This is a genomic window from Methyloceanibacter sp. wino2 (genome assembly GCF_003071365.1).
Classification (GTDB): domain Bacteria; phylum Pseudomonadota; class Alphaproteobacteria; order Rhizobiales; family Methyloligellaceae; genus Methyloceanibacter.
Map to the genome: position 1 here is coordinate 1,503,826 of NZ_CP028960.1, position 25,156 is coordinate 1,528,981.

24 protein-coding genes and 1 tRNA gene are annotated in these 25,156 nt (G+C 64.0%); 11 read left to right on the top strand and 14 right to left on the bottom strand.

Translation table 11 applies throughout. The features are described from left to right. Positions 1-149: 149 nt before the first annotated feature. The 3 genes from DCY11_RS06985 to DCY11_RS06995 all read left to right on the top strand — a co-directional run bounded on the left by DCY11_RS06985 (position 150) and on the right by DCY11_RS06995 (position 1,844). A complete protein-coding gene (locus DCY11_RS06985; RefSeq protein WP_245409484.1) occupies positions 150-536 on the top strand; it encodes a transcriptional repressor in 387 nt (128 codons plus the stop codon). A gap of 89 nt (positions 537-625) precedes the next feature. Next, positions 626-997: a hypothetical protein gene (locus DCY11_RS06990; protein ID WP_108682188.1), complete on the top strand. Its 372-nt coding sequence runs from the start codon at positions 626-628 to the stop codon at positions 995-997. 52 nt (positions 998-1,049) lie between these two features. After that, positions 1,050-1,844, top strand: coding sequence for a 1-acyl-sn-glycerol-3-phosphate acyltransferase (locus DCY11_RS06995; protein WP_108682190.1), 795 nt, complete (start codon positions 1,050-1,052; stop codon positions 1,842-1,844). A 10-nt stretch (positions 1,845-1,854) separates the two neighbouring features. Here DCY11_RS06995 and DCY11_RS07000 read toward each other — a convergent pair whose 3' ends face one another. Continuing rightward, entirely contained in the window at positions 1,855-2,778 is a 924-nt protein-coding gene (locus DCY11_RS07000; protein ID WP_108682192.1) for a hypothetical protein, read from the bottom strand. Between the two features lie 335 nt (positions 2,779-3,113). Beyond that, the gene (locus DCY11_RS07005; protein ID WP_069443884.1) at positions 3,114-4,391 is read right to left on the bottom strand and encodes an MFS transporter; all 1,278 of its coding nucleotides are present in this window, start codon (positions 4,389-4,391) and stop codon (positions 3,114-3,116) included. 237 nt (positions 4,392-4,628) lie between these two features. On the opposite strand from DCY11_RS07005, the gene DCY11_RS07010 reads away from it, so the two are divergent. Together DCY11_RS07010 and ppk2 are read left to right on the top strand one after the other, a co-directional pair. After that, positions 4,629-5,075: a DUF3617 family protein gene (locus DCY11_RS07010; protein ID WP_159079860.1), complete on the top strand. Its 447-nt coding sequence runs from the start codon at positions 4,629-4,631 to the stop codon at positions 5,073-5,075. Between the two features lie 170 nt (positions 5,076-5,245). Further along, positions 5,246-6,160 (top strand): polyphosphate kinase 2, encoded by a 915-nt coding sequence (ppk2, locus tag DCY11_RS07015; protein WP_108682196.1) that lies wholly within the window; start codon positions 5,246-5,248, stop codon positions 6,158-6,160. A gap of 7 nt (positions 6,161-6,167) precedes the next feature. Here the strand turns inward: ppk2 and DCY11_RS07020 are convergent, their stop codons facing one another. Both DCY11_RS07020 and DCY11_RS07025 read right to left on the bottom strand, forming a co-directional pair. Beyond that, complete coding sequence (locus DCY11_RS07020; RefSeq protein WP_108682198.1) at positions 6,168-7,664, bottom strand: MFS transporter; 1,497 nt, start codon at positions 7,662-7,664, stop codon at positions 6,168-6,170. A gap of 141 nt (positions 7,665-7,805) precedes the next feature. Further along, positions 7,806-8,531 (bottom strand): glutathione S-transferase family protein, encoded by a 726-nt coding sequence (locus DCY11_RS07025; protein ID WP_108682200.1) that lies wholly within the window; start codon positions 8,529-8,531, stop codon positions 7,806-7,808. A 144-nt stretch (positions 8,532-8,675) separates the two neighbouring features. On the opposite strand from DCY11_RS07025, the gene DCY11_RS07030 reads away from it, so the two are divergent. Continuing rightward, a complete protein-coding gene (locus tag DCY11_RS07030) occupies positions 8,676-9,140 on the top strand; it encodes a cupin domain-containing protein (protein ID WP_108682202.1) in 465 nt (154 codons plus the stop codon). A 36-nt stretch (positions 9,141-9,176) separates the two neighbouring features. On the opposite strand, the gene DCY11_RS16040 is transcribed toward DCY11_RS07030, so the two are convergent. Both DCY11_RS16040 and DCY11_RS07035 read right to left on the bottom strand, forming a co-directional pair. Continuing rightward, the gene (locus DCY11_RS16040; protein ID WP_256385634.1) at positions 9,177-9,299 is read right to left on the bottom strand and encodes a hypothetical protein; all 123 of its coding nucleotides are present in this window, start codon (positions 9,297-9,299) and stop codon (positions 9,177-9,179) included. Between the two features lie 111 nt (positions 9,300-9,410). Beyond that, complete coding sequence (locus DCY11_RS07035) at positions 9,411-12,650, bottom strand: AMP-binding protein (protein ID WP_108682204.1); 3,240 nt, start codon at positions 12,648-12,650, stop codon at positions 9,411-9,413. A 485-nt stretch (positions 12,651-13,135) separates the two neighbouring features. Here DCY11_RS07035 and sthA point away from each other — a divergent pair, with 485 nt between their 5' ends. Beyond that, entirely contained in the window at positions 13,136-14,527 is a 1,392-nt protein-coding gene (gene sthA, locus DCY11_RS07040; RefSeq protein WP_108682206.1) for a Si-specific NAD(P)(+) transhydrogenase, read from the top strand. Between the two features lie 54 nt (positions 14,528-14,581). Here the strand turns inward: sthA and DCY11_RS07045 are convergent, their stop codons facing one another. After that, the gene (locus DCY11_RS07045; protein ID WP_208430514.1) at positions 14,582-15,316 is read right to left on the bottom strand and encodes a MarC family protein; all 735 of its coding nucleotides are present in this window, start codon (positions 15,314-15,316) and stop codon (positions 14,582-14,584) included. 349 nt (positions 15,317-15,665) lie between these two features. Between DCY11_RS07045 and DCY11_RS07050 the strand changes: the two genes are divergently transcribed. Continuing rightward, positions 15,666-16,925 carry a DEAD/DEAH box helicase gene (locus DCY11_RS07050; protein WP_108682208.1) on the top strand — a complete coding sequence of 420 codons (1,260 nt, stop codon included), beginning with the start codon at positions 15,666-15,668 and terminating at the stop codon, positions 16,923-16,925. Here the strand turns inward: DCY11_RS07050 and DCY11_RS07055 are convergent. From DCY11_RS07055 to DCY11_RS07065, 3 genes are all read right to left on the bottom strand, one after another. Beyond that, positions 16,922-17,245, bottom strand: coding sequence for a rhodanese-like domain-containing protein (locus DCY11_RS07055; RefSeq protein WP_108682210.1), 324 nt, complete (start codon positions 17,243-17,245; stop codon positions 16,922-16,924). The two genes, DCY11_RS07050 and DCY11_RS07055, sit on opposite strands and share 4 nt — an antisense overlap. Before the next feature lie 15 nt (positions 17,246-17,260). Next, a complete protein-coding gene (locus DCY11_RS07060; protein WP_108682212.1) occupies positions 17,261-18,010 on the bottom strand; it encodes a hypothetical protein in 750 nt (249 codons plus the stop codon). 270 nt (positions 18,011-18,280) lie between these two features. Next, on the bottom strand, positions 18,281-19,225 hold the full coding sequence (locus tag DCY11_RS07065; RefSeq protein WP_108682214.1) for an AraC family transcriptional regulator: 945 nt from the start codon (positions 19,223-19,225) through the stop codon (positions 18,281-18,283). 98 nt (positions 19,226-19,323) lie between these two features. Between DCY11_RS07065 and DCY11_RS07070 the strand changes: the two genes are divergently transcribed. After that, positions 19,324-20,067 (top strand): SDR family oxidoreductase, encoded by a 744-nt coding sequence (locus tag DCY11_RS07070; RefSeq protein ID WP_108682216.1) that lies wholly within the window; start codon positions 19,324-19,326, stop codon positions 20,065-20,067. Between the two features lie 92 nt (positions 20,068-20,159). Here the strand turns inward: DCY11_RS07070 and DCY11_RS07075 are convergent. Then, positions 20,160-20,249 (bottom strand) — tRNA-Ser (locus DCY11_RS07075). 173 nt (positions 20,250-20,422) lie between these two features. Between DCY11_RS07075 and DCY11_RS07080 the strand changes: the two genes are divergently transcribed. Together DCY11_RS07080 and msrA are read left to right on the top strand one after the other, a co-directional pair. Next, positions 20,423-20,740 carry a hypothetical protein gene (locus tag DCY11_RS07080; protein ID WP_045364111.1) on the top strand — a complete coding sequence of 106 codons (318 nt, stop codon included), beginning with the start codon at positions 20,423-20,425 and terminating at the stop codon, positions 20,738-20,740. Positions 20,741-20,793: 53 nt separating this feature from the next. Next, complete coding sequence (gene msrA / locus DCY11_RS07085) at positions 20,794-21,450, top strand: peptide-methionine (S)-S-oxide reductase MsrA (RefSeq protein WP_108682218.1); 657 nt, start codon at positions 20,794-20,796, stop codon at positions 21,448-21,450. 13 nt (positions 21,451-21,463) lie between these two features. On the opposite strand, the gene trpS is transcribed toward msrA, so the two are convergent. From trpS to murJ, 3 genes are all read right to left on the bottom strand, one after another. After that, entirely contained in the window at positions 21,464-22,510 is a 1,047-nt protein-coding gene (trpS, locus tag DCY11_RS07090; RefSeq protein ID WP_108682220.1) for a tryptophan--tRNA ligase, read from the bottom strand. A gap of 99 nt (positions 22,511-22,609) precedes the next feature. Next, positions 22,610-23,500: a CoA ester lyase gene (locus DCY11_RS07095; RefSeq protein WP_208430516.1), complete on the bottom strand. Its 891-nt coding sequence runs from the start codon at positions 23,498-23,500 to the stop codon at positions 22,610-22,612. Positions 23,501-23,587: 87 nt separating this feature from the next. After that, positions 23,588-25,147 carry a murein biosynthesis integral membrane protein MurJ gene (murJ, locus tag DCY11_RS07100; RefSeq protein ID WP_108682224.1) on the bottom strand — a complete coding sequence of 520 codons (1,560 nt, stop codon included), beginning with the start codon at positions 25,145-25,147 and terminating at the stop codon, positions 23,588-23,590. Positions 25,148-25,156 lie beyond the last annotated feature (9 nt).

Here is a 25,156-nt window from a genome sequence, read left to right on the forward strand (position 1 = left end):
GATGATGCGCGATGTCGCGAACAACCCGAGCCGTGCCGGCGCCGATCATCGGCCGAGCGCCGACCACGTCGCGCCCGACGAGAGCCATGCCAAAGCAGCCCAGGCGTGAGAGCAGGTTGGAGCGCCTTTGCGCCGAGCGGGGCCTCCGGATGACCGGCCAGCGGCGCATCATCGCGCAGATTCTGTCCGAGGCGGACGACCACCCCGATGCCGAGGAAGTCTATCGGCGCGTGGCGGAGCGCGATCCGCGCATTTCCCTGTCGACCGTGTATCGCACCGTGAGACTTCTTGAAGATGAGGGCATCGTGGAGCGCCACGATTTCGGCGATGGCCGCGCGCGCTACGAACCGGGTGACCACGAGCACCACGATCACCTCATCGACGTGACCACGGGCGACGTCATCGAGTTCACCAACGAAGACATTGAACGCTTGCAGGAACGCGTCGCGGCTGAGCTGGGGTTCAAGCTGATCGGCCACCGTCTCGAGCTCTTCGGTAAGCCGCTCAAACCTCAGAACGACAAGAACGAGACTTAGGCGTCGCCTGTTCCCCGCGCGCGAGGTTTGACTTCCGGCCCGCCCCGGGACAACGTTAACGAAAGGTTAACGGGATGAAGGGGTGCGTTATGGGTTTGCGCGTTTTCTTGGCGACGGCGCTGATGCTGCTGACCTCGCTCGCCTTTGCGGAGCACGCGATCTCGCTCGACGCGGAAGGCCCGCCCACGCCGCAAGCGACAACAACCCCAACCCAGGCAACAGCGCCAAGTCCTGCCACCGCCGAGCAGGCGCCCGCTGCGGCCCCTGTGAAAGTGGCCTTCCCGTCGCAAATGAACATCACTCTCGTCCAGACCGGACGCCGCGAGGTCTGCGATACGTTCAATTTCGGCGGGGGCGATGTCCGGACGGAGTGCAGGGTCGAACCGCTGCGGGTCCGCGCCGAAAACCCCGCCTTGCGCGGGATCTGCATCACGCGGTATGGGAATCGAACCTGCTATTGATGCTTTGAACTTCTCGTCCGCCGCCGATACTCGCCCGCTTCGCTCCTGACCGATGAAAAACGTGCGCGCATTCCTGGTGCTGGCGACTTTCTTCGCCTTCACCCTGCCCTTGATGCCCCTGCAGCACCTGTTCGTCCGGTCACGATCTCGGTTCGCCCGCACCTTCCCGCATTGGTATCACCGTCAAGTCTGCAGGATCGTCGGCGTCCGCATCAATGTGGATGGTGAGCTTGCGCGCCGGAACGGCGTGCTCGTCGTCTCGAACCACGTGTCCTGGCTCGACATCACCGTGTTGTCCGCCGTGGCGCCGGTCTCGTTCGTGGCCAAGCAGGAAGTCTCGACCTGGCCCTTCGTGAAATGGCTGGCGAAGCTGCAGCGCTCGGTCTTCGTTGACCGCGAGCGGCGCACGCAGACAAGCACGAAGGCAAACGAAATTCTCGACCGGCTCGAGGCGGGCGACCATGTGGTGTTCTTCGCCGAGGGCACATCGAGCGACGGCAATGGGGTGCTGCCCTTCCGCTCGGCGCTGTTCGCGGCGGTGAAGCCGCCCGCAAGCGACACGACGGAGTCCGACGTCTCCGTTCAGACGCTGGCGCTTGCCTATACCAAAGCTTATGGGTTGCCGCTCGGCCGGCGCGGCCGTCCGCAAGTCGCCTGGTACGGCGACATGGACATGGCCAGCCACGCTTGGCGGCTGTTGGGGCTAGGGCCCCTCGAAGCCAACATTCGGATTGGACCGCCCGTGCCGCTTGACGACTTTGCCGATCGCAAGGAACTGGCGCGCTATACGGAAGACAAGATCCGAAGCGACGTCGTCGAGCTGTTGCGCGGACGGCCCACCGAATGAGACGGCGGCGCTAGATCGCGCGCCGCAGCCTGATCGTGTCCATGACGGAAGCCGGAGCGAAGGTTCCATTCGGCATCTGCCGGATGAAGCCCGCCTTGACGACGTTCATGAGCGTCATGTGCACCGTCCGGTCCGGGTTGTCGCCTTCGGCGAAGTACCCCTCGTGGATGGCGACACCGCACAAATCGTCCAAGCTCATGTTGCCGACTTCGCCAAGCTTGCGGATCAGGAAGTCCGCAAGGGGCTGGCGCTGCGCCGGGCCGCGATCTTGCTGCACCGGCTCGTACTGCCGGGGCTGCTCCTCACGGCGCGACGATTCTTGCCGCGCTGCTTCCTGACGGACGGTCTCCTGACGGGGAGCCTCTTGACGCGGCGCTTCCTGACGCGGCTCGGGTGCGCGGGCGGCAGGCCGATACGGCGCCGTCTCGACCGGACGCCGTTCCGCTGCCGGCCGCTCCATGGGAATCGGCCGCTGCGGCTGGGCTTCCGCTGTAGCGGGCTGCCGGTGGTCGTCCTCGGCGCGGGCTGCCGGGCGCGGCGCATAGCGCGGCTCGGGCTCGCGCCGGGCCGGTTCGGCCTCGGCGACCGCAGGCCTGCGATAAGGTTCGTCCTCGGGAAGGTACTCAGATTCCTCGTCCACGTAGTCGGACTCGTCATACGCTTCAGGCGCGGACGCGACCGGAGCCTGTTCGGGCGCCGGCTGGGGCTGCGTCTGACGGCGCTCCTCCGCCACGTCCGGCGCGCTCATGATGCGCCGGTATTCGCGCTCCATGAGCATGCTGACCGCTTCGAGCTCGGCCTGAAGATCGGCGATCTTCGACTCATGCTCGCGCGTGAACAGCTCCATCCTCTTTTCGAATTGCGCTTGTGCCGCGCCGATCTGCTCCTCTAGGAAGCCAGCGCGGTCTTGTAGGTCCCCGCGAATATCACGCATCTCTTACCCCCAGAAATCACTGAACCTCAATACAACTGAAATCCGGGCAAGGGGTTCCTGCGGGCCACAACTGACCTCGCCGACCGCCGCCCGGTACGTTACGCAGAACTCGTAAACAGGGCGCCGAACTCAGCCTCAGCATCGGCGCCAACACTCAGCATTTTACCGTTAACCGCCTGCAGAGTCTCGCACTTCCGGACCCCTGCGGTGTCACGCAACAAAGCAACGTCTCATTAACGTTAATCCGGCGGTCTCGGATCAGCCGGCCAAGACAAAACAAAGACGTGCGCTGAACAATTGACCAAGATGTGACACCGGAGGGTGTCATTAACTTGTCAAGTTTGGGGTGAACCGGCGGCACGCGGCCGCTTCTCCTGCGCCGCCTCTTGGGACGGGCTCGACATTTCTGGCAAGAATGCCGCGAGCAGCCCGATGGCGGGCAGAAACGCGCAGACGTTGTAGACGAACGTGATGCTCGTCGCGTCGGCCAAGCGACCGAGAAGCGCCGCGCCAATGCCAGCGATCCCAAAAGCCAGGCCGAAAAATAGCCCGGCGACCATGCCCACCCGTCCCGGCAACAGGCTCTGGGCATAGACGATGATCGCGGGATGCGCCGAGGCGAGGATCAAGCCGATGATCACGCTCAGGACGGCCGTCGCGAACAGGCCCACATGGGGCAGCGCCAAGGTGAAGGGCAACACACCGAGAATGGACCACCAGATCACGCGGCGCCGTCCGATGCGGTCGCCAATGGGACCGCCGATGACCGTGCCCGCCGCGACCGCCCCCAGGAACAGGAACAGGTAGAGCTGGGCGGACTGCACCGACAGGTCAAACGTGTGCACCAGGTAGAAGATGTAGAAGCTCGCGATCGACGCCAGATAGAAGTGCTTCGAGAAGGTGAGCGTAATCAGGATCACGATCGCCTTGGCCACCTTGCGCCGGCCAAGCGCCGCGATCGCCTCACGCTCTTCGGGATGGGAGATCGGCCGGATCTTGAGCGCCTTGCCGTACCAGGCGCCGACGCCGCCCAGGATCACCATGCCCACCAACGCCACCACCGAGAACCAGGCAATGGAGCCTTGTCCGTAGGGCAGCACGATGAAGGCCGCGAGCAGCGGTCCCAGCGCCGTGCCGAAATTACCGCCGACCTGGAACACGGCCTGGGCGGTGCCGTGCTTACCGCCGGAAGCCAGCCGCGCGACGCGCGAGGACTCGGGGTGAAACACCGACGAGCCCATGCCGATCAGCGCGGCGGCGACCAGGACGGTGGTGTAGGTGGTCGCGTAGGCGATCAGGAGCAGTCCCGCGAGGGACGAGCCCATGCCGGCCACGAGCGAATAGGGCGTGGGGTAGCGGTCGGTGATGTAGCCGACAAAGGGCTGGAGCACCGACGCGGTTGCCTGAAACGTGAAGGTGATGAAGCCGATCTGCGCGAAGTCGAGCGCGAGCGACGTCTTCAGCATCGGGTAGATCGCCAGGATCAACGACTGAATGATGTCGTTCAGCATGTGGCACATGCTGATCGCCGCAAGCACGGTCACGGCCATTTTCTGCGCGGGGCCGTTTGAGGCAGGCGCCGGCGCCGTCGCGATCTTCGTCTCAGTCGTCATCCGATTCGTTCCAGTCCAAGTCCGCCCGCAGGAGTGGGGCAAACGGCCCCCTCAGTGCAAGCCCGGAGTCCGAGGGCGGTCGCAATCCGCAGACGGGAAGTTCTTCCCTAGGATTTCCGGGATCATCGCACCTGCATTTTTGGGCACAGGCCCACGCTCCGCGCGTTGGCGGACGCCCCGATGTCTGCGACCACACGCATATCAGACACAACAAGCACCCCGGTACGGAGGTCACCCATGGAATTCCCGGTACGTCAGTTCATTCTCGCAGCCGCTTTGGGCACGGCCGCCTGTTCGCTCGCTGCCGCTGCCGACGTCGCGGCACCGCAGCGCAAGGCCGGTCTCTGGGAGATCACAACCGTGGCGCCCGTGTCCGGCATGACGACCCGCAAGGTCTGTGTCGGTGAAAACGACGACATCATCCGGCCCGAAGGGTCGGACTGCACGGAGCCGGAACTCACCCCGCTCAACGAGGGAATCATCGTCACCGTCGAGTGCAGCAACAAGGACGGCAAACAGATCATCAGCTCCACCTTCACCGGAGACTTCGAGACGCGCTACCACGGCACGATGAAGACCACCTTCGATCCGCCGATCGGCGCCATCCGCCGCATGGGCGTGAATATCGACGGGAAGTATCTCGGCCCGGACTGTCCGGAGGAGACTGACGACGACGCCGAGTAGCACGCAATACGCGTGCTCAGACACATTATGGCACTTTTGTTGCACCGCTAATCCCTTTACGCGCCGCGCCGACGGCGGCAATCGCCGTCCGCGACGCACCCGGCAAGACTTGAGGCCCTGCAAGGTCCGCGTTGGCAGGACGTCAGAGCCAGGAACGAGAGGGAATAGCCATGGATGCGATCCTGAACGAGGAGAAGAAGTCGAAGAAGGACAAGAAGCCGAAGAAAAACGGCAAGCTGGCCAAGCACTTGTCCGATGAAGAACTCGCTGCCGCCGACCTCGCGGTCGGGGACGTGAAAGCGAAAACCCGGAAAATCAAGAACGACCTCTACGAAAAGGAACTCGCCAAGCTCCAGGTCGAGCTGGTGAAGATGCAAGAGTGGATCAAGGCTGAGAAGCTCCGCGTGGTCGTGATCTTCGAGGGCCGCGATGCAGCCGGAAAAGGCGGCGTTATCAAGCGGATAACGGAAAGCCTCAACCCGCGCCTCTGCCGTGTCGTGGCGCTCGGCACGCCGACGGAACGCGAAAAATCCTCCTGGTACTTCCAGCGCTACGTGCCGCATCTGCCGGCGGCCGGCGAAATGGTCCTGTTCGACCGCAGCTGGTACAACCGCGCCGGCGTCGAGCGCGTCATGGGTTTCTGCTCCGATACCGAGTATCAGGAGTTCCTGCGGAGTTGCCCGGAATTTGAGCGCATGCTGGTGCGTTCTGGCATCATTCTCATCAAATACTGGTTCTCCGTCAGCGATGCGGAACAGGAGCGGCGTTTCCAAAAGCGCATGACCGACCGGACCCGGAGCTGGAAGCTCAGCCCGATGGACGTGGAGTCGCGCTCGCGCTGGGTCGAGTACTCGCGCGCCAAGGACAACATGTTCGCGCATACCGATATCAAGCAGGCGCCCTGGTATGTGGTGAAGGCCGACGTGAAGAAGCTCGCCCGGCTAAATTGCATCACGCATCTGCTCAGCCAGATCGAGTACGGCGATCTGACCCCGACGCCGCCGTCGCTGCCGCCGCGGCCCAAGGGCGGCGACTACGTGCGGCCGCCGCTCGAGGATCAGACCTTCATCCCGGACTATTTCTAGCGAGGGCCTACCTCAGCTCGACACCGACGGTGTCGAGCTTCACGCCCTTGGTCTCGATCCGGAACAGCCAGGTGACGAGCGCGCCGAGCAGCGAAGTTCCGACGAGAATGTAGAGAAGCGCCTGTGTGCCGATATCGGCGAGCAGGATCGGGAAGAGAAAGGCCGTGGTACAGGCGCCGATCTTGGCGAAGGACGCGGCCAGCCCCGCGCCCTTCGCTCTGACCTTGGTCGGGAAGACTTCGCCCGCGATCAGATAGGTCTGGGCGTTCGGCCCGAGATTGGTCATGAAGTTGAACAGCATGAAGCCGGCGAAGATCAGGACGAGCTTCAAGGGATCATCGTTGGAGAACAGCGCCGACTGCGCCGCGATGAAGAGACCGGCGGCACAGCCGACAAAGCCGACTACCTGAAGCTTGATCCGTCCGACTTTGTCGGACAGCAGCACGGCGATGGCGATACCCAACAGAAGCAGGACGTCGATCATGGCCGCGCCCTTGGCGGCGAGAAGATCGTTGTGCACCAGATCAGCGACGTTCTGCGCATGCTCGCGTTTGTGTCCCAAGGAGGCGGCGAGGATGGTCGGCGTAAAAATGCCGATACCGTAAGTGCCGAGGTCCTGAAGGAACCACGGCACCGATGCCAGCACGAGTGCACGGCGGTTCTTCTTCTTGAACAGCGCGCTATAGCCGGATTCCTTCTTTGCGGCTGCCTCGGCCTTTGCGGCCGGAAGGTTGAACCGGGGCGGATAGGGCGGATGCCGCTGCAGCAGCCGATTGAGCTCGTGCTCGGCTTTTTGATCCTGTCCCATCTCCGCAAGCCAATGGGGGCTCTCGGTGACGTAGAAGCGGCCGATGAGAACGAGCAGAGCCGGGATGAGCGCGGCGCCGTACATCCAGCGCCACGCGCCGACGTCCGGGTCGAGGCTCAAGGCGAAATAGCCAACCGCCGTGCCGGCGAGGGCCCCCGCCGCCTGGAACCCAAAGGCGCCGAGCACTAGCCGTCCGCGGATGCGCGATGGCGTGCTCTCGGAGATCATCACATGAGCCGTCGGATAGTCGCAGCCGAGCGCAAGACCGAGACCGAACAGGCAGACGATGAACCAGACGAAGCCTGGCGACACAACGATCAGCGCGAGAAAGAGCGTGAAGAGGCCGATCTCAAAGACGAACATCGGTTTGCGTCCGAAATAATCGGACAGGGCGCCGAGCGCGCTTGCACCGACGAGAATGCCGAACAGCGTCGCCGCACCGACCATGCCGTGTTGGGCCGCCGTCAGATCCCAGTCCTTGGCGAGCAGCGGGAGCGCGACGCCGGTCATGAAGACGACCAGACCTTCGAAGAACTTGCCGGCAATGGACAGCCACCAGATCCGCCACTGCATGCCGCTCATGGGCCCGTCGGGCACGGACGTTCCGTCGGCCCAGAATGGCGTCTCGTCGATGTAGTCCTGGACGGTACGCGCGTCTCCGTCCTTGACCTTCTCCGCAATAACGGCCTGATCCATGACTGCCCCCCATGGCTCGATCGCCAGGGGAGCCTAGGGCAGCAACGTTCAACTCTTGTGACAGCGGATCTGCACGATCACGCGCTCATCGAAGCCTCGACTGCGCGACACTCTGAATGCGGACGGACTTCTATGCCGACGCTATGCCGTCCATTGGAGCAGTTCGCCATAGTCCGGATAGAAGCGTTCGGTGATGCGGCCGACATAGGCTTTGATATTGTCGTGACGCTCGGCCGCGGTTCGCAGCGGCGTCTCGAAAATGGGGCAGAGCGCGCCAGCGAGAAATGCGAAAGCCGTGGCATCGAGACCGCTCAGTTCCTCGCCCATCATGTAGGTCTTTTGACCGAGAAACGCCGCGGCCGCATCCAGCGAGCGCGTCCCCAGTTCGACGATCTCCGCATCGGAGTGCCGTCCAATACCTTGCCCCATGATCTGCGCCTTGAGCTGGCGGCGCGCAATGCGTGGCACGATGAGCCGCATGGGCATCGGCATGCGCTCGAAATAGACCCGCGGTCCGCGATCGAAATTGCCTTGATCCACCCAGCGCGCATGCAGGAAGGTCCAATAGGCATGATCTTCGAACATGCGCTCGAAGGCCCATGCGGTCGCGCGCTGTTCCGCATCCAGGCCCTTGTCGAAATCGATGCCGTATTTTCGTTCGATGTGACGCCTGATGAACGTCGAGTCGGCTATCACCTCCCCGTCGTCGTCGATATACGGGAGCTTGCCCTTCGGCGCCTTGTTGAAGCCGTTTGGGTCCGTGCGGTAGTCGAGACCGGCGAGTTTGAGCAGCATCTCGGCCTTGGTGACGAACGGGCTCATGTCGGGAAGGCCGAAAGCCGGGCCGAACGTGTAAAGGGTAATCATGGCGCTCCTCCATCCTCTGGACGGGTTCCACGCTAGTCTTCCCGCTCGCCCGTGTCAGCATCGTGGCGCGGCGCCAGATGATCGGACAATCGCACTTTCCGGGCGGCGTTGCGCGGCTGCCCCGACTCGCTTACCTCAACGTCCATGCCAAAGATCGACATTCCCGAATGGGCCGAAAAACCGGGCGGCATCAACGCGATCACCGGCGAGGATCATGGCCCGTATGCTGAGATCGTGCTCGGCGATGCTGCCGGTCTCAGCCAATTCGGCGTCCGCATGGAGCGGTTGGCGCCGGGTTCGCGGTCGTCCGTGCGGCATTGGCACGAGAACGAGGACGAATTCATCTACGTGATTTTCGGACAACTCGTGCTCGTCGAAGACTCCGAGACCGTACTCAACGCAGGCGATGCCGCGGGCTGGAGCGCCGGGACCCCGATCGCGCATTGCCTCGAGAATCGCTCCGCTGATCCCGCGATAATCCTCATCGTCGGCACCAGGGCCTCAGAGGAAGTGGTTCACTATCCAGACCATGATGCGGTCCTGCATCGCGATGCGACGGGAGTTCGGCTGACCACACCCGACGGATCGCCTTTCAAACGAAAGGCCTGAGCTGCCTAACGCGCCTGCGTTCGGCTGCGCGGGTTTCTAAGCAGCGGCGTTGCGAAACGCGAGGTCCAATGCGAACGGAACGACGACCGTGACGACAACGGACACAAGAACAGCCGTCGCGGAGGCAAAGTGGAATGGATTGATAAAGGCCGTGTCCATGAAGTGCCCCCGATCATTTCGCTGTCCTGATATTTTCATCAGCATAGTCGGGGCGGACGACACACGTGTAACGGACAAGCCTCGGCCATCGGTGCGGGACGCCGAAGCGCCCTAGACCAGGTTCCGGACCTTCAGGAAGCGCAAGATGCCGTCGACGACCACGTCCAACGGCGGGTCGGCATGAGTGGTCAAGGCCCGGTCGCGGGCGAGCTGATAGTTGCTGCTCTCGTAGCGCTTGAATTCCATGCGCGAGATATTGTCCACGGAGCCGACAAGAAAGTCGAGCAGCGGATAGAGCGGGTCCGCCCGCGTGCAGCGCCGGATGACCTGGGGCACGAAACTCTTGAGGTCGTACATCTCGAAACACGTGCCGAGGCGCTGCGCGATGATGTCGGTGATCATCGGCATGGTCTCGTGTTCGTCACGGACGACATGGAATGTCTGGCCTAAGGTCTCTCCCTGGCGCGCGATGGCAATCATGTTGCCGGCGGAGATGTCCGCGGGCATGAAGCTCACCTGATTGCCTGCCGTCACCCCGAGCCCGTGCTTCACGATGAAGCTCAGCAGACGCAGTGCGATGTCGAGATTGCCGCCATTGCCGTTCAGCGCCGGGGTGACGAGCGAAGGCCGGAAGACACGTGCCTTGAGCCCCTGCCGCATGGCGGCGAAGACCTTCTGTTCGGCGGCCCATTTAGTCTGGCTGTAGCCGAAGTCGAGACGGTCCATGCCGTCATTGTTGTCGCTCTCGTAAAGGAAATCCTTGACCGCCCAGCCGAAGATGAAGGTGGTCGAGATGTAGTTGAGCACCTTGTCGCGGCCGGTGAAGCACAGGTCCAGCACCTCGGACGTGCCGACGACGTTCGCAGCCCGCATGTGGTCGTAGGTGAGCAGGTAATTCACCAGCGCGCCGTTGTGGTAGATCGTGTCCACGCCATCGGCGAGGCGAGACCAGGCCGCATCGTCGAGCCCGAGACGCGGCGCCTCCAGATCCCCAAGGACCACGTGAACCCGCTCCTCGTAAGCCTTGCGGCTTTCGGGATCGACGATGTTCTCGAGAAAGGCCTTGTCCAGCCGCGCACGGGCCTGCTCCTGGCTACGCCCGCGCACGAGAACGTGCAGGTCCTCGTCCGATTGCTCGAGAAGCGCATCGATCAGGAACGGGCCGAGAAAACCGGTGCCGCCCGTGAGCAGCGTGCCGATCTTCTGACCGGCAGGAGTGGCGACGCGGCGGTCGACCGCCTTGTAGCTGCGATCGGCCAGCATCTTCTCTTTCTCGGCGGCGACCCGTGCCTCATAGGCTGACGTGAAGAACTCGGCCATGGCCCGCGTCGCGGCGGCCGGAGCGGTCACGAACTGGCGGACGAGCGCAAACAGATCGCGGATGGAGATCGACGACAGAAGGCGCGGATTGACGCGCTCTGCGAGTTCCGGCGCGTTGCGGTCGACGAGCGAGTCTTTGATCCAATTCAGGAACACGACGAGATCGAGCGAGTCGATGCCGGCGTCGAAGAGGGTGTAGTCCTCTTCGCCGGTGATGCCGTAGCGGTCCTTCAGAAGCTCCAACTCATAAACATCGGATTTGCCGTCCGTCCGCACTGCAGCCAAGGCATGGCGCGTGTCGACAAGGATCGGCATTTGCCCCGTTTCCAGAAGCTCGCGCGTGCGGGCGCGGCGCACCTTGCCCGAGCTCGTGCGGGCCACCGAGCGCGGCGGCACGAACACGACGCGCGCGACGGGGACCTGCAGCCCTTCGCGGATCACCCGGACGATCTCGACCTCGTCGGGCATCTCGTTGCCGCGGGCTATTTCCGCCACGAGCGTAATGTCCATCTCATTGCCGTCGCCGGACGAGAACGCCACGACGCCGTTGCGGCGCAATTCCGGATAGACCTGCAGCGCAAGCGCCTCGATGTCTTCGGGGTAGATGTTCTGCCCCCGGATGATGATCATGTCCTTGAGGCGGCCGCAGACGAAAAGTTCGCCATCCTGCGTGAAACCGATATCGCCGGTGCGCAGAAACGGCTTGTCGACGCCGGCCGCATCGACCAGACGCGCATCGAAGATTTCGCGGTTGTCTTCCGGCTTCTGCCAATACCCCATGGCGCGCCCGGCGCCGGCGCACCAGATTTCGCCGGTCCGGCCGCCAGGCACCTCGATGCCCGTGTCGGGATCGACGATCCGGATATCGGTGTCGCCCAGCGCGTGCCCGCAGCTCATGAGAGGCAGCGCATGGCTTACGCCCGTCGTCTCGGTCACGAGCGATGCCTGCCCTTGCGCGAGACGGCGCCGATCCACGGAGACGGACCGCCGTCCGCGGCTGGATACGGCGAGCGTGAACTCCGCAAGGCCATAGGCCACGAAAAAGGCCTCGTCCTTGAGGCCGCAGCGCGCGAACTTCCGCCGGAAGGCTTCGAAGGTTTCCGGCGAGACGGGCTCGGCCGCGACCATGAATGTGCGAAGCGTCGACAGATCGTATTGGTCGAGCTTGGCTGGGGGCACGTGGCGCTCGTTGAGGCACAGTTCGAGCGCGAAATTGGGGACGGAGGTCGCCGTTGCCTTGTGGCGCGTCAGCAGTTCCAGCCAGATGGACGGGTTCTGCATGAAGGAGCGCGGCGACAAACCCCAAGTCGTACTGCCCGACAGCACCGCATAGATGTAATAGCCTATCAGTCCCATGTCGTGATGCTGGGGCAGCCAGGTCACGGCAACCTCGCCATGCCGAGGAACCGCTGCACCGCAGTTCGCGATCAGGTTCTGATGCGACACGCACACGCCTTTTGGATTGCTGGTCGAGCCCGACGTGTATTGCAGAAAGGCGATCGGGTGGGGCTTGTCCGGCGCCGCTGCATCCGGATCCGTCTCAATCGCCGTAGTCTCGATGACCCGCAATGCGTCAAGCCGGTCAGCAGCCGCACGCGGCATCGGGTCGGTGTAGCGCTGGCGGCCTTCGGCGAAAAACTCGCGCGTCCGACCGCAGGCAAGCCACAGGGCTGCGCCGCTGTCCGCGACGATGTGATCGACCCGTCCGACCCAGGCAACGAAGTCGAAGGCGCTGACGGGCGGTGTCGGAATGGGGATAAGCCCCACCTTCGAACAGGCAAAGAGCGCCGCGACCAATTCGATGCCGGGCTGATAGGCCAGAACGACCCGGTCGCCGGGCTGCAACCCATCTGTTTCGGCAAGGCGCGCGGCGAGCGTCTCCACGCGCGCCGCGAACCCCGCATAGTCATAGTCCTCGAGCGTCTCGCCCCGGGAGTCGACAAAGGCGAACAACCGGCGGGCGGGTTGCCGCTCGACCCAATCTCGCAGGATGGAGTTGATATTGACGGATGGGGCGACGTTGATGTTCACGGTCGTAGCTGTTCGTGCGCCGGAAGATCAGGAACACACCCTTACTTAGTTAGCCGCCCCGCGCCGCATGCACGGTGCATCTCGAAGCATAGCCTCGCTGGCGCCGTCGGCCCGTTGCCCGCGCCGCCGCAACGCCTCGCTCGCGGCTGCCGCTAAAATCCCGGCTGCTCAAAGCCCCACAAGAGACGCGCCGCACGAAGACATGCGGGATCGTCGTACAGCCCCTAGCCGTGCCGGAATCACCCAAGGAAATCCGGTTCCCGAACGCCAAATGTGAGAAGCGCCCCCCGGCCGATCCGACCCTGGGCAAATAGGCGACGGGTGCCGTTTTTGCAAGCAAAACCGCCCCGCGCGCGGCCCTTGCGCGCGAACTCTTCCGGAGAAGTCAAAGGGTTCTGCGGTTTCTCGCGCCCCCGTCACTTGTACGAAACTTGCATGTGCCAGCACTGCGCTTTGCGCCCAAGGGGATCCATAAAGGGGGGAACATGGACAAGGTGGATATGTTGGTGATCGGCAGCGGCCCTGCGGGCCGGCGCGCAGCCGTGCAATCGGCGAAATTCGGAAAGTCGGTGATGGTCGTCGATCGGGGGCGGCGGCTCGGCGGCGTTTCCGTCCACACCGGCACGATCCCGTCGAAGACCTTGCGTGAAACCGTCCTGAACCTGAGCGGCTGGCGTGAGCGCGGATTCTACGGGCGCTCCTATCGGGTGAAGCAGGACATCAGCGCCGTCGACCTCACCGAGCGTCTCTACAAGACTCTCGATCACGAGGTCGAGGTGCTGGAACACCAGTTCATGCGGAACATGGTCGACTTCGCTCTCGCCAGTGCACGCTTCATCGGTCCCAACGAGGTCGAGTTGACCACCGAGTCCGACGAAACCTGGACCGTCGGTTTCGACAAGGCCGTGATCGCCGTCGGCACGCGTCCCTTTCGTCCCGGCCATGTTCCGTTCGACGGCAAGCGCATTTACGACAGCGACGACATCCTGGAGATCGAGCATCTGCCCCGCTCGCTCACCGTGATCGGCGGCGGCGTGATCGGCGTCGAATACGCAACCATCTTTTCGGCGCTCGACGTTCCCGTCACCCTCATCGAGGGGCGCGACTCCATTCTCGACTTTCTCGACAAGGAGGTGGTCGAGGATTTCATCCATCAGATGCGCGACCGGGGCATGATCGTCCGCCTCGGGGCGGCGGTGAAGGACATCACTCAATCCGATCATCGCGTTTCGATCTCGTTGAACGATGGGCGCAAGGTGTCGTCGGAGTTCGTGCTGTTCGCCGCCGGCCGTGCCGGCAACGTGGAGAGCTTGAACCTCGAGGCCATCGGGCTCGAACCCGACAAGCGCGGCCGGCTGAAAGTCGACCCGGAGACGTTTCAGAGCGCCGTTCCCAACATCTATGCCGCGGGCGACGTGATCGGATTTCCGAGCCTCGCCTCGACGTCGATGGAGCAAGGGCGTCTCGCCGCCTGCCACGCGTTCGGTATGCCCGCCCCTCCGCCGCCCGAAGCGTTTCCGTACGGCATCTACGCGGTGCCGGAGATCTCCACCGTGGGGCAATCGGAGGAAGAAGTGCGGACCAGCGGTACGCCCTATGAGTGCGGCGTGGCGCGGTTCCGCGAGACATCGCGCGGCCACATCATGGGCGTGGACAACGGCTTCCTGAAGCTGATCTTCGCGCTGGACTCCCGCAGGCTTCTCGGCGCGCACATCATCGGCGAGGGCGCGACCGAGCTGATCCATATCGGCCAGGCCGTGATCAACCTCAAAGGCACGGTCGATTTCTTCGTCGAGAACACCTTCAACTACCCGACCCTTGCCGAGGCCTACAAGGTAGCCGGGCTCGATGCGTGGAACCGTATGAGCCAGGTTTGAGTCCTGACGGGGGCGAAAGGCTCGGGCACCGGAGGCGTTGATAGGACAGGCGCGTCAGGCCAGTCCGGGCCACAATCCCTTGAAGCCGAGAGCCAGCATCGTGATCGCGATCGTCGCGAGGATCATGCCCATGAGCCGCGTCACGACGGCCATGCCGGCGACGCCCATCCGGTCGGCAATGGGCTTGGCCATGCTGAAAAGAAGTCCGACCGCAATGCACATGACCAGGACGACAACCGAGATCTCGATCCGGCCCATCCACGTCCGGTCTTGGGCCGCGACCAGTACGGTAGCGATCGTGCCGGGACCGGCGACAATCGGGATGGCCATGGGCACGACGCCGATCTCGGGCCGGGTCTTGGCATCCTCCGTCTCGGCAGCGGTGTGGCGATGCTGATCGTTGTTCGCGAGCATGTTCAGGCCGATCAGGAGAACGATGATGCCGCCGGCCGCGCGGAGGGCATCGACACTGATGCCAAAGAAGTCCAAGACGTAGTTACCGCCCCAGGTCACGATCAGCAGCGTCACGATACAGGCGATGGCACACGTCCAGGCCGAATAGCGGATATCGTCTTTGGATGATCCCTCGGTGAGACTGGCGAACACGGCAACATTGCCGACCGGGTTCATGATCGCGAACAGCCCCGCGACGAACGTAAACAGCGCACCCTCAGTCAGCATTGTGTCCCCCGCGCCGCCGTAGGTCCGGCGGTCAATCTCGATGGTGTTGTTGATTCCCCGCAGCGATGGGTACTGCACCGCACAGCCAACGTCCAGGAGCGCTCGCACGACCGGCGCTTCGTTGCGCCGAACAAAGCAAACGTTACGTGTTGACGCCAACGCGTCACGAAGTCGCCGTCGGAGACGAGGCGCTTGACAATCAGGCCGCTGTGCCCCACGTCAGGGGCACCGCTGCGCTGCCGCGTGAATCAGCCGCGCCCGAAATGCCGGGCTCAGCAGCACGGACTCCTCTTTCAAGTTCCCCATCACGCAGGGTTCTTCATGCAAAGCCGCGCTTGGGCACGATGCCTACATGCGCCGAGGTTTTGCAGCACCCTCGTATGTCGCGCTCCCGCGCGGCCATGCAACACGTCCGCGCGGCCGTTGGGGCTTTGGCGCGGCAGTAAAAGGATTCGATTTGTTAGACTTTGAAATGCTCGGCCTCGCGCCGGCTTTGAACGAGGCGCTTTCCCGCGCCGGATTTTCCAAACCCACGCCTATTCAGAACCAGGCGATCCCGTTGGCCCTCGATGGCCACGACATTCTCGGCCTCGCCCAGACGGGGACGGGCAAGACGCTCGCTTTCGGCCTGCCGCTGATCGAGCACCTGCTCGCCGAGCCGGGACGGCCCGCACCGAAGACCGCGAAGGCGCTCGTCCTCGCGCCGACGCGCGAGCTCGTGAACCAGATCGCCGACAGTCTTCGCGTTCTTACGGCGAAAACGAAACTGCACGTGGCGACCGTGGTCGGCGGCGCGTCCCTCTACAACCAGATCAAGATGCTCGGCCGCGGCACCGACATTCTCGTGGCGACGCCCGGTCGTCTGATCGACCTGATGGACCGCCGGGCGGTCGATCTCAGCACCGTGCGTCAGCTCGTCCTGGACGAGGCCGATCAGATGCTCGACATGGGTTTCATCCACGCGCTGCGGAAGATCGCGCCCCGGCTGGGAACGCCCCGTCAAACCATGCTGTTCTCGGCCACGATGCCGAAGCAGATGGAAGAGCTGAGCCGCGCGTACTTGAACGATCCGAAGCGCGTGCAGGTCGCACCGCCCGGCAAGGTCGCCGACAAGATCACCCAGTCGGTGCACTTCCTCGAGAAGTCGGAGAAGCCCGCTAAGCTGCGCGACATTCTTTCCAGCGATCTCGATGCGACAACGCTCGTCTTCGCACGCACCAAGCACGGTGCCGAGAAACTCTCGAAGAGCCTGATCGCCGACGGCTACAACGCGGCCTCGATTCACGGCAACAAGACGCAAGGCCAGCGCGACCGCGCGATCAAGGCGTTCCGTGAGGGCCGCGTGACGGTGCTCGTGGCGACAGACGTCGCCTCGCGCGGCATCGACATCAAGGGCGTGGCCTATGTCATCAACTACGACCTGCCCGAAGTGCCCGACAGCTATGTGCACCGTATCGGACGGACAGCGCGCGCGGGCCGCGAAGGCGAAGCCATCGCCCTCTGCGCTCCGGACGAAGCGGGCCTTTTGCGCCAAATCCAGCGGCTGATGAAGTTCGACATCCCTGTTGCGAGCGGCGAGCTGCCGACCGGGGGGCGCGACGGCAAGCCGGCTCGCCGGCCGAACCAGCACAAGCGTGGTGGCCAGAAACAGGGATTTGGCGCGGCCAAACCGGCGCGGAGCAAGCGCCGCAGGCCGCCCCGCCGCCGCGCGGCTTAAGGGGCTGAGGGCGCGGCTGCGTTAGGGCCGCGCCAAGCCTCGTAGCCGCCGTCGACGCTATAGACATCGGCAAATCCGTGCGCGGCGAAGATGCGCGCATAGAACTGGCTCGAATTGCCGTGATAGCAATAGATCACGAGCGGTGCTGATTTGGAGAGCTCCTCCACGAGATTGGGGAGCTCCTTCTCGCCGACATTGCGCGCGCCATCTACATGACCTTGTGCGAAGGCACGCGGATCGCGCACATCCAGTAGCGCCGTGCCCTCGCGCGCGGCGATGGCTTGCGCCTCCGCGATCCCGATACGCTGATAACCGCTCATGTAGTCCTGTCTCCTTTAGCGCCGCGCGAGCGAGCGCAACATGCCTTCAACGTCTTCGTCCAGCTCGATCTCGACGGCGGGCGCCCCGAGCTGCAGCATGTTAGCGATAAAGGGCTCGTCGTTGCGCTCTTCTTTCAGCGCATCGGTCAGGATCGGCTGGCTGTCCTCGATATGAGCGAGAAAGGACAGGCCGTCGGTGGAGGCCCAGGTCCACAGGTCGCGCGTCCACAGGGCGAGCGGATACATGATCTCGTTCTTGAAGTTCGACCCACGGGCCAGCTCGAGAAAACGCAGGCCGGTCTCCCAGCACTCGGAAGCCCGCTTCGGCGGTGGCGGGATCTCGCCCTCGAGCAGTTTCTTGCCGGACGCACCGACGAAATCTTCCAGCGTGACCGGCGCCGCGATCGGATCGCGAAAATGTCTCAAGGCAAAACTGCCGGGAAACTCATCCCCCATGTCCTCTTTCAGACCGGCTTCGATCTTGTCGACGGCCGCACCGTCGCCTTTCATAGCGGCGGTCGCGCAGAAGGCCATGACGGTGTCGTTGCCTATTCTGTGCACGGCGCCGTTGGCGAGTTCGGCCTCGGTGAGCGCCGGGGTGATCCCGTCTTCGGGCACCTCCGCCTCGCCGATCCGCAAGGCGGAAATGAAGGCCGTGATCTCCAGCCAGCGCCGATAGGTGGCGAGGAACCCGTCCGGGTCGACATGCACGATCGCCAGGTTGAGCGGCAGCTTGCGCTTCGCCAGTTCCGTCATGTCCGTCATGGGGCCTGCTCTCCTTCCGTCCAATCCTTCTGCGCGTGGCGGGGCCATCGGCTCGCGATCCCGCGTCTCGGACAGGGAGAAGCAATTTCCGCACCGACTTCTCTGGTGCGTGATAATTTATTCTAAATCAGTATGTTATGGAGCCTTGCATCCCGGCGTGGAGGCCTCGGACAGGTGCTCTGTCGGCCGGGAAACGTCCGGATTGTCGGATTGCCGCCACGACTGGGGGAGTCGGCCGCGCTCGATGCCCGGAATCACTCCTGCCTGGTCTCATATGGGCCGGGCGTGAGCCGCGTCCGCGGCGCCGGCGGTTCGCATGAACCGGCCGGGCGGTATTCCGGCGTGACGGCTGAAGGCGGTGCTGAACGTGCTCGCCGAGCCGTATCCCACTTGCCGCGCCACTTCGTCCAGTGCGATGCCTCCGTTCCGCAGCAGATCCTTGGCAACGGCCATCCGCCATTGCAGCAGATACTCCATCGGCCTGACCCCGACCGTGCGGGTAAACCGCACGAAGAAGGCCGACCGGGACATCCCGGCCGCGCGCGCGAGGTCCTTGACCGTCCAAGGCCGCTCCGCGTCGCCGTGCATCGGCCGCAAGGCAGCCGCGATCCGGGCATCCGCCAGCCCGCGCAGCAGGCCCGGCTGCGCGGCATCACCGGGGACGGACCGCAGGGCCTCGATCAGCAGGATCTCGACCAAGCGGGCGAGGACGAGGTCGCGGCCCAGGTCGTCTCTTGCCGCTTCTTCCCCGACGAGGCGAACCAGCTGCGCCAACCTTGGGACGCCCCGGATATGGATCATCCGCGGCAGCAGTGACACGAGCAGCGCCGCGTCCGGCGACTCGAAGGCGAAGTACCCGCCGAACTGCCGCACATCGGGCGGCCCATCCTGCCGGCCGTAGCGAATCTCTCCATCCGCCGCCGGCGGCTGGTGCGGGTCGATGAGCTTTGGCGCCGCCAGCTCCAAGCCCGACATGGTGAAAGCCGGCGTTGCCGGCAGCAGCACGAAGTCACCCTCTTCGAGCACCACGGGTGCCTCGCCGTCGACGGCGAGACGGCATCGCCCCTCCGTCACAGCACAGAAGCCCGGCTGGCCGAATTCGGTGTAGCGCACGGCCCAGCGACCGGCGCCGCTGATTCCCTTCGAAAAAACGGCCCGGGGGCGCAGAAGCCGGATCACCTGGGCCAACGGGTCGGAGGAAAACGGATCAGTCATTTCGGACTATCTCAAATTAAATTCGGATCATTCATCGATGATAGTCCTGATCATGCGCGATATCTCCGTCTCGTCAACAGCGAACACAGGAGATCGGCATGAACACTATTCTCATCACGGGTTGCTCGTCCGGCTACGGACTGGAGACCGCGCGGCACTTCCACAGGCAAGGCTGGAACGTGGTCGCCACCATGAGGCGCCCGCGAAACGACCTCTTTTCCGCGGCCGACCGCATCCGCATTCTGCCGCTGGACGTCACCGACGCCGAAAGCATCGCGGAGGCCGTTGCCGCGGCCGGGCCGATCGACGTGCTGGTCAACAATGCCGGCATCGGCGTTGTCGGGGCCTTCGAGGCGACGCCGATGGCGCATATCCGAAAGGTCTTCGAGACGAACACGTTCGGCACGATGGCCATGACCCAGGAGGTGATCCCGCAGATGCGCGCCCGGCGCTCCGGCGCGATCGTGAACGTCACCTCGAGCGTCACCTTGGCCCCGATGCCGTTGGCAGCGGCCTACACGGCCAGCAAGCAGGCCATCGAGGGCTTCACCGGCTCGTTGAGCCACGAACTCGGCGCGTTCGGTGTGCGGGTCCGATTGGTCGAGCCCGGCTACGCGCCCACCACGCGCTTTGCCGCGAACACGGACATCGACGTGACCGCTCTCATCCCCGAAGCCTATGCCGGTTTCGCCGCCCCGATCTTTGAAGCCTATGCGCGCCCGGCGATGACGACGAAGGAAAGTGACGTGGCCGAGGCCGTGTGGCGGGCCGTGAACGATACGACCGGCGAATTGCGTTACGCGGCTGGGGACGATGCGGTGGCTTTGGCCCAGGCAAGTTGATCGTGGGATAGCCGGTCATGGAGACCCATGGCCGGCCGCTCCAGAAATGGCCGGCTCGACCGGACCGGGTGGTCAGGGGATCGTGCGGCACATGGCGGAGAGAGAGGGATTCGAACCCTCGAGACGGTTACCCGCCTACACGCGTTCCAGGCGTGCGCCTTCGACCACTCGGCCATCTCTCCATCAGGGCGCTTCGCGAAGCGCCGCACTATAGCGAAGCGCGTTTCCCGTTCAAGCGAGCGAATGGGCCTTTCGGCAACGAATTCGCAGACGCTTGACCTGCCATTTGAACCGGAAAGGCGGATCGCGTATCAAAGCGGAAATGCGTTAACGCTATCGGAGCGATTTTCCGCCCATGCGCTTTGTCCTACGAACACTCGGTATCTGGCTACTGTTGCTGGCCATGGTCGCGGCCGTCGTCGACGCTACGAAGAGCCTGGCGGGCGGCGGGGCCTGGGCGGTCACGCCGCTCGGCGAGCAATGGCGCCAGCTCTTCCCGGAAATGCTCGACGGTTTCCGTCAGTGGGTGATCAACACCGTGGGCGACTGGCTGTGGGACCCGATCCTGCTGTCGATCCTCGCCGCGCCGACCTGGGTCGTGTTCGGCATCCTCGGCGTCTTCCTCTATTGGCTGGGGCAGAAGCGCAAAGAGGTCGAGGTTTTCATCAACTGACGCTCGCGCAAGGTTGATCGCCGCCCGCGCTGAATTCCGCCAGGGGAGTCACCATGTTTGGGTTCATGAGAAAGTCCCTGTCGATCCCCAGCGCCGCGGAGGCCATGACCGGCCGCGATCATGAGATCCCGACGGCGCAGACTCATTTCGTCAACGGCGCGCCCCTGAAGGGTCCTTACCCGCAAGGCGCGCAGATGGCGCTGTTCGGCCTCGGCTGTTTCTGGGGCGCGGAGCGGAAGTTCTGGCAGTTGCCCGGCGTGCTCGTCACGGCCGTGGGCTATGCCGGCGGGCCGACGCCCAACCCCACCTATGACGAAGTGTGCACCGGACGGACCGGCCATACGGAGGCGGTGTTCGTGGTGTTCGACCCCAACGAGATCAGCTACGAAGACCTGCTTAAGGTCTTTTGGGAGAGCCACGACCCGACGCAAGGCATGCGCCAGGGCAACGACGTGGGCACCCAATACCGCTCGGCCATCTACACGTTCTCGGACGACCAGGCCGAAGCCGCGAAGAACTCGAAGGCGATGTACGAGACGGCGCTGAAGGCAAACGGCAAGGGCGCCATCACGACCGAGATCGCCCCTGCGCCGACCTTCTATTTTGCGGAAGCCTACCACCAGCAATATCTGGCCAAGAACCCGGCCGGCTATTGCGGCCTCGGCGGCACGGGTGTCACCTGCCCCATCGGAACCGGCGTCGAAGCCTAGCTCCCGACGAAGCCTAACTTCTAATGAAGCCGATGATGTCCTTGGTCTTGGCCAGGATGGGATCGGCCACGCTGTGCGCGCGGGCCGCGCCGTCGGCGAGAATGCGATCGATCTCCACCGGGTCTGACAGCAGCCGGCGCATCTCATCGCCGATGGGCGTGAGCTTGTCCGTCGCCAGTTCCACCAGCGCCTTCTTGAAGGCCGAGAACTCCCCGCCGCCAAAGTCCGTGAGCACGGCGCCCTTGTCCGTCCCGGCCAGCGCCGCGTAGATGCCGACGAGATTGTCGGCCTCGGGGCGCTCTTTGAGGCCGGCCACCTCGGACGGCAGCGGCTCGGGATCGGTCTTCGCCTTCCTGATCTTCTTGGCGATCGTGTCCTGATCGTCGGTCATGTTGATCCGGCTGAGATCGGACGGATCGGACTTCGACATCTTCTTGGTGCCGTCGCGGAAGCTCATCACGCGCGTGGCCGCGCCCGCGATGACGGGCTCGGGCAGCGGGAAGAAGCCGCCGGGATAGCCGGCGCGCGCAATCGTCTCGGCGAAGTCGTTGTTGAACTTCTGAGCGATGTCGCGGGCGAGCTCGATATGCTGCTTCTGGTCCTCGCCCACCGGGACATGGGTCGCGTGATAGAGCAGCACGTCGGCCGCCATCAGGTTGGGATAGATATAGAGCCCGGCGGAGGCCTTCTCGCGATCCTTGCCCGCCTTCTCCTTGAATTGGGTCATGCGGTTGAGCCAGCCGATCCGGGCGACGCAGTTCAGGATCCAGGCAAGTTCGGCATGGCCCGAAACCTGGCTCTGATTGAAGATCGTGCTCTGCTTCGGGTCGATCCCAGCGGCGATATAAGCGGCCGTGACCTCGCGCGTGTTGTGGGTCAGTTCGTCCGGGTCCTGGAACACGGTGATGGCGTGCAGGTCCACCACGCAGTACAGGCACTCGTAGTCCGCCTGCATCTCCACGAAGCGTTTGATCGCGCCGAGATAGTTGCCGAGATGGAGATTGCCGGTCGGCTGCACCCCGGAAAAGATGCGCGTCTTATGTGTCGGTGTGTCTTGCATATTCTCGCCCTAAACCACGCCGGGTTATGGCGTGGGGCAGGCGCGCACGCAAGACCGCTCTGCTCAGGAGGCCTGTCTTGTCCGTACTGACCGGCCCGGCTAGCCGAGTGACGCTTCCAACTCTCTGATCTGATCGGCGATTTCCACCACGCGTTGGGCCATGGAGAAATGCAGCCGTTCGACCATGTGGCCTTCAACCACGATGACGCCTTTCTTCTCGTTCTCCGGCCGGCCGAACGCGTCGATGACCTTGCGCGACCATTCGACCTCTTCGGTGCTCGGCGAGAAGATCTCGTTGCACGGGCCGACTTGCGTCGGGTGGATCAGCGTTTTGCCGTCCATACCGAGAATGCGGCCCTTCTCGCACTCGTCGCGGAACCCTTCCATGTCGCGGAAGTCGTTGTAGACGCCGTCGATGATGTCGAGCCGGTAGGCGCGCGCAGCAGCGAGGGTCATGGCGAGCCAGGGCACCACGGCGAAGCGGTCATGCAGCGCGCGGGCGCGGCTCTCCTTGATGAGGTCGTTGGTGCCCATCACGAGGCAGTCGAGCCGGTTGTCGTCGTAGACGGCTCTGGCGGCAATGGTGCGGGCGTTGAGGATCGCCATGGGCGTTTCCATCATGGCCCAGAGCCGCACCTTCTTGGGCGCATGCACGCTTTGCAGCAGCTTCGCGGCGGAGATGATGTCGCCGGAGTGGATGACTTTCGGGATGAGGATGGCGTCCGGCGCGGCCACGCAGGCAGCCATGATGTCCGCCGCGCCCCAGGGAGTCTCGAGCGCATTCACGCGGATCACGACCTCGCGGCCGCCATAGCCGCCATCGGCAACGGCGGCGCAGACCTGCTCCCGGGCCATGACCTTGTCGTCGGGCGCGACGGCGTCTTCCAGATCGAAGATCAGCGCATCGGCCGGGATCGTCTTGGCTTTTTCCAGGGCCCTGGCGTTGGAGCCGGGCATATAGAGCACGCTGCGGCGCGGACGACCTGCCATTCGAGTTCCCCCAAGTGATTGCGCGGATATATTGCACTGCAACATAGCCGCGGCGCAACAGGGGGAGAGGCCGTTCCTTGGTCTAATTCAGCGCCCTAGGAGGTCCTTGACGAAGGTCCGGGGCTTCACGGCGCCCGTGAGCGTGCCGATGGCGAAATAGAGCGCGAGCCCAAAAGCGATGAGCGCGGTCAGGGCAACAATCTGCAGAAGGAGTCCGTAACCCGGATCGAAATAGGGCTGGAGCGCGGAGGCCGCCCACCACAGGCCAAGCCCCATGGCGGTACTGGCAAGGACGATGCCGAGAAAAGCCGAGCGAAAGCGCTGGTCCAGAATGAACTCGCCCCGTTTCCTCAAGGCCCCGGCGAGCAAAACCACGTTGATCCAGCCCGACAGGCTCGTGGCGAGTGGGATACCGGATGGCCCGAGCACGTAGAACAGCACGACGGAGAGCACGGCCCCCAGCGTCATGGCGATCCCCGAATAGATCATCGGCGTCTTGGTGTTCTCGCGAGCGAAGAAGCTCGGCTGCAGGGCCTTTACGATCACATAGGCCGGCAGCCCCAGCGACAGCATCGCCAGCATCCCCGCCGACGCTTGGGCATCGGTCGCGGTGAAGGCGCCGCGCTCGAACAGCACGCGGATGATGGGCTCGGCGCACACGAACATGGCAACGGCCGCCGGCACCGTCAGCAGCAGCGAAAACTCCAGCGCCCTGTTCTCGCTGTCCACAACGGCGTCATGATCACCCGACCGCAGCTTGTGGCTGAGATCCGGGAGCAGCACGACGCCGACCGCGACCCCGATAAGACCGAGCGGCAGTTGGAAGATGCGATCCGCGTAATACAGCCACGACACGACACGGCCTTCGAGACTGGCCACGATGGTTGCAATCACAATCGAGATCTGCGCCATGCCGCCGGCAATGATGCCGGGGATGGCGAGGTGCACGAGCCGCTTCATGTCGTCGGACCATTGCGGCCGCTCGAGCTTCAGCCGCAACCCCGTGCGGAAGGCGGCGAAGACGACTATGGCGACCTGCAGCAGGCCCGAGACGGCCACACCCCAAGCAAGCGCGACGCCCGCGACCGTATCTTGACCATATCCCGTCGCGATGAGGCCGAGCAGCACGGAGATCAGGACGAAGTTCAAGATGCTCGGCGCGAAAGCGGCGGCGGCGAACTTGCCAAGCGTATTGAGTAGGCCCGTGTACAGCGCGACCCAGGACATGAAGAGAAGGTACGGCATCGCGATCCGCACCAGCAGAACGGTTAGGCGGAACTTGTCCGGATCCTCCGCAAAGCCGGGTGCGAGAAGCAGGACGAGCCAAGGTGCAGCGATCTCCGCCAAGAGCACGACCAAGACCAAAACGGCCGTCAGCCCGGCCAGCGCCTTGGCGGCGTAGTCCTTGGCGGCCTCTTTCCCGGCCTCATGGAGCTTCTTCGTGTAGAGCGGAATGAAGGCCGCGTTGAAGGCGCCCTCGGCAAAAATGCGGCGGAACATGTTCGGCACGCGCAGCGCGACGAAGAACGCATCCGAGATGGCCGAGGCGCCGAGAACGGCGGCGATCAGAATATCCCGCACGAAACCGAGCAGGCGGCTGATGACGGTCATGCCGCCGACGGTTGCGAACCCGCGATAGAGCGTCATGGATGCTGC

Excerpts from the sequence above, each read along its gene's own strand:
- sthA (WP_108682206.1), top strand. The coding sequence starts at position 13,136 with ATGGACAAGGTGGATATGTTGGTGATCGGCAGCGGCCCTGCGGGCCGG.
- DCY11_RS07070 (WP_108682216.1), top strand. The coding sequence starts at position 19,324 with ATGAACACTATTCTCATCACGGGTTGCTCGTCCGGCTACGGACTGGAG.
- DCY11_RS07065 (WP_108682214.1), bottom strand. The coding sequence starts at position 19,225 with ATGACTGATCCGTTTTCCTCCGACCCGTTGGCCCAGGTGATCCGGCTT.
- DCY11_RS07060 (WP_108682212.1), bottom strand. The coding sequence starts at position 18,010 with ATGACGGACATGACGGAACTGGCGAAGCGCAAGCTGCCGCTCAACCTG.
- DCY11_RS07020 (WP_108682198.1), bottom strand. The coding sequence starts at position 7,664 with ATGGATCAGGCCGTTATTGCGGAGAAGGTCAAGGACGGAGACGCGCGT.
- DCY11_RS06985 (WP_245409484.1), top strand. The coding sequence starts at position 150 with ATGACCGGCCAGCGGCGCATCATCGCGCAGATTCTGTCCGAGGCGGAC.
- DCY11_RS07000 (WP_108682192.1), bottom strand. The coding sequence starts at position 2,778 with ATGCGTGATATTCGCGGGGACCTACAAGACCGCGCTGGCTTCCTAGAG.
- DCY11_RS16040 (WP_256385634.1), bottom strand. The coding sequence starts at position 9,299 with ATGGACACGGCCTTTATCAATCCATTCCACTTTGCCTCCGCGACGGCT.
- DCY11_RS07010 (WP_159079860.1), top strand. The coding sequence starts at position 4,629 with ATGGAATTCCCGGTACGTCAGTTCATTCTCGCAGCCGCTTTGGGCACG.
- DCY11_RS07005 (WP_069443884.1), bottom strand. The coding sequence starts at position 4,391 with ATGACGACTGAGACGAAGATCGCGACGGCGCCGGCGCCTGCCTCAAAC.
- DCY11_RS06995 (WP_108682190.1), top strand. The coding sequence starts at position 1,050 with ATGAAAAACGTGCGCGCATTCCTGGTGCTGGCGACTTTCTTCGCCTTC.
- DCY11_RS06990 (WP_108682188.1), top strand. The coding sequence starts at position 626 with ATGGGTTTGCGCGTTTTCTTGGCGACGGCGCTGATGCTGCTGACCTCG.
- DCY11_RS07080 (WP_045364111.1), top strand. The coding sequence starts at position 20,423 with ATGCGCTTTGTCCTACGAACACTCGGTATCTGGCTACTGTTGCTGGCC.
- trpS (WP_108682220.1), bottom strand. The coding sequence starts at position 22,510 with ATGCAAGACACACCGACACATAAGACGCGCATCTTTTCCGGGGTGCAG.
- DCY11_RS07055 (WP_108682210.1), bottom strand. The coding sequence starts at position 17,245 with ATGAGCGGTTATCAGCGTATCGGGATCGCGGAGGCGCAAGCCATCGCC.
- murJ (WP_108682224.1), bottom strand. The coding sequence starts at position 25,147 with ATGACGCTCTATCGCGGGTTCGCAACCGTCGGCGGCATGACCGTCATC.
- DCY11_RS07025 (WP_108682200.1), bottom strand. The coding sequence starts at position 8,531 with ATGATTACCCTTTACACGTTCGGCCCGGCTTTCGGCCTTCCCGACATG.
- ppk2 (WP_108682196.1), top strand. The coding sequence starts at position 5,246 with ATGGATGCGATCCTGAACGAGGAGAAGAAGTCGAAGAAGGACAAGAAG.
- msrA (WP_108682218.1), top strand. The coding sequence starts at position 20,794 with ATGTTTGGGTTCATGAGAAAGTCCCTGTCGATCCCCAGCGCCGCGGAG.
- DCY11_RS07030 (WP_108682202.1), top strand. The coding sequence starts at position 8,676 with ATGCCAAAGATCGACATTCCCGAATGGGCCGAAAAACCGGGCGGCATC.
- DCY11_RS07095 (WP_208430516.1), bottom strand. The coding sequence starts at position 23,500 with ATGGCAGGTCGTCCGCGCCGCAGCGTGCTCTATATGCCCGGCTCCAAC.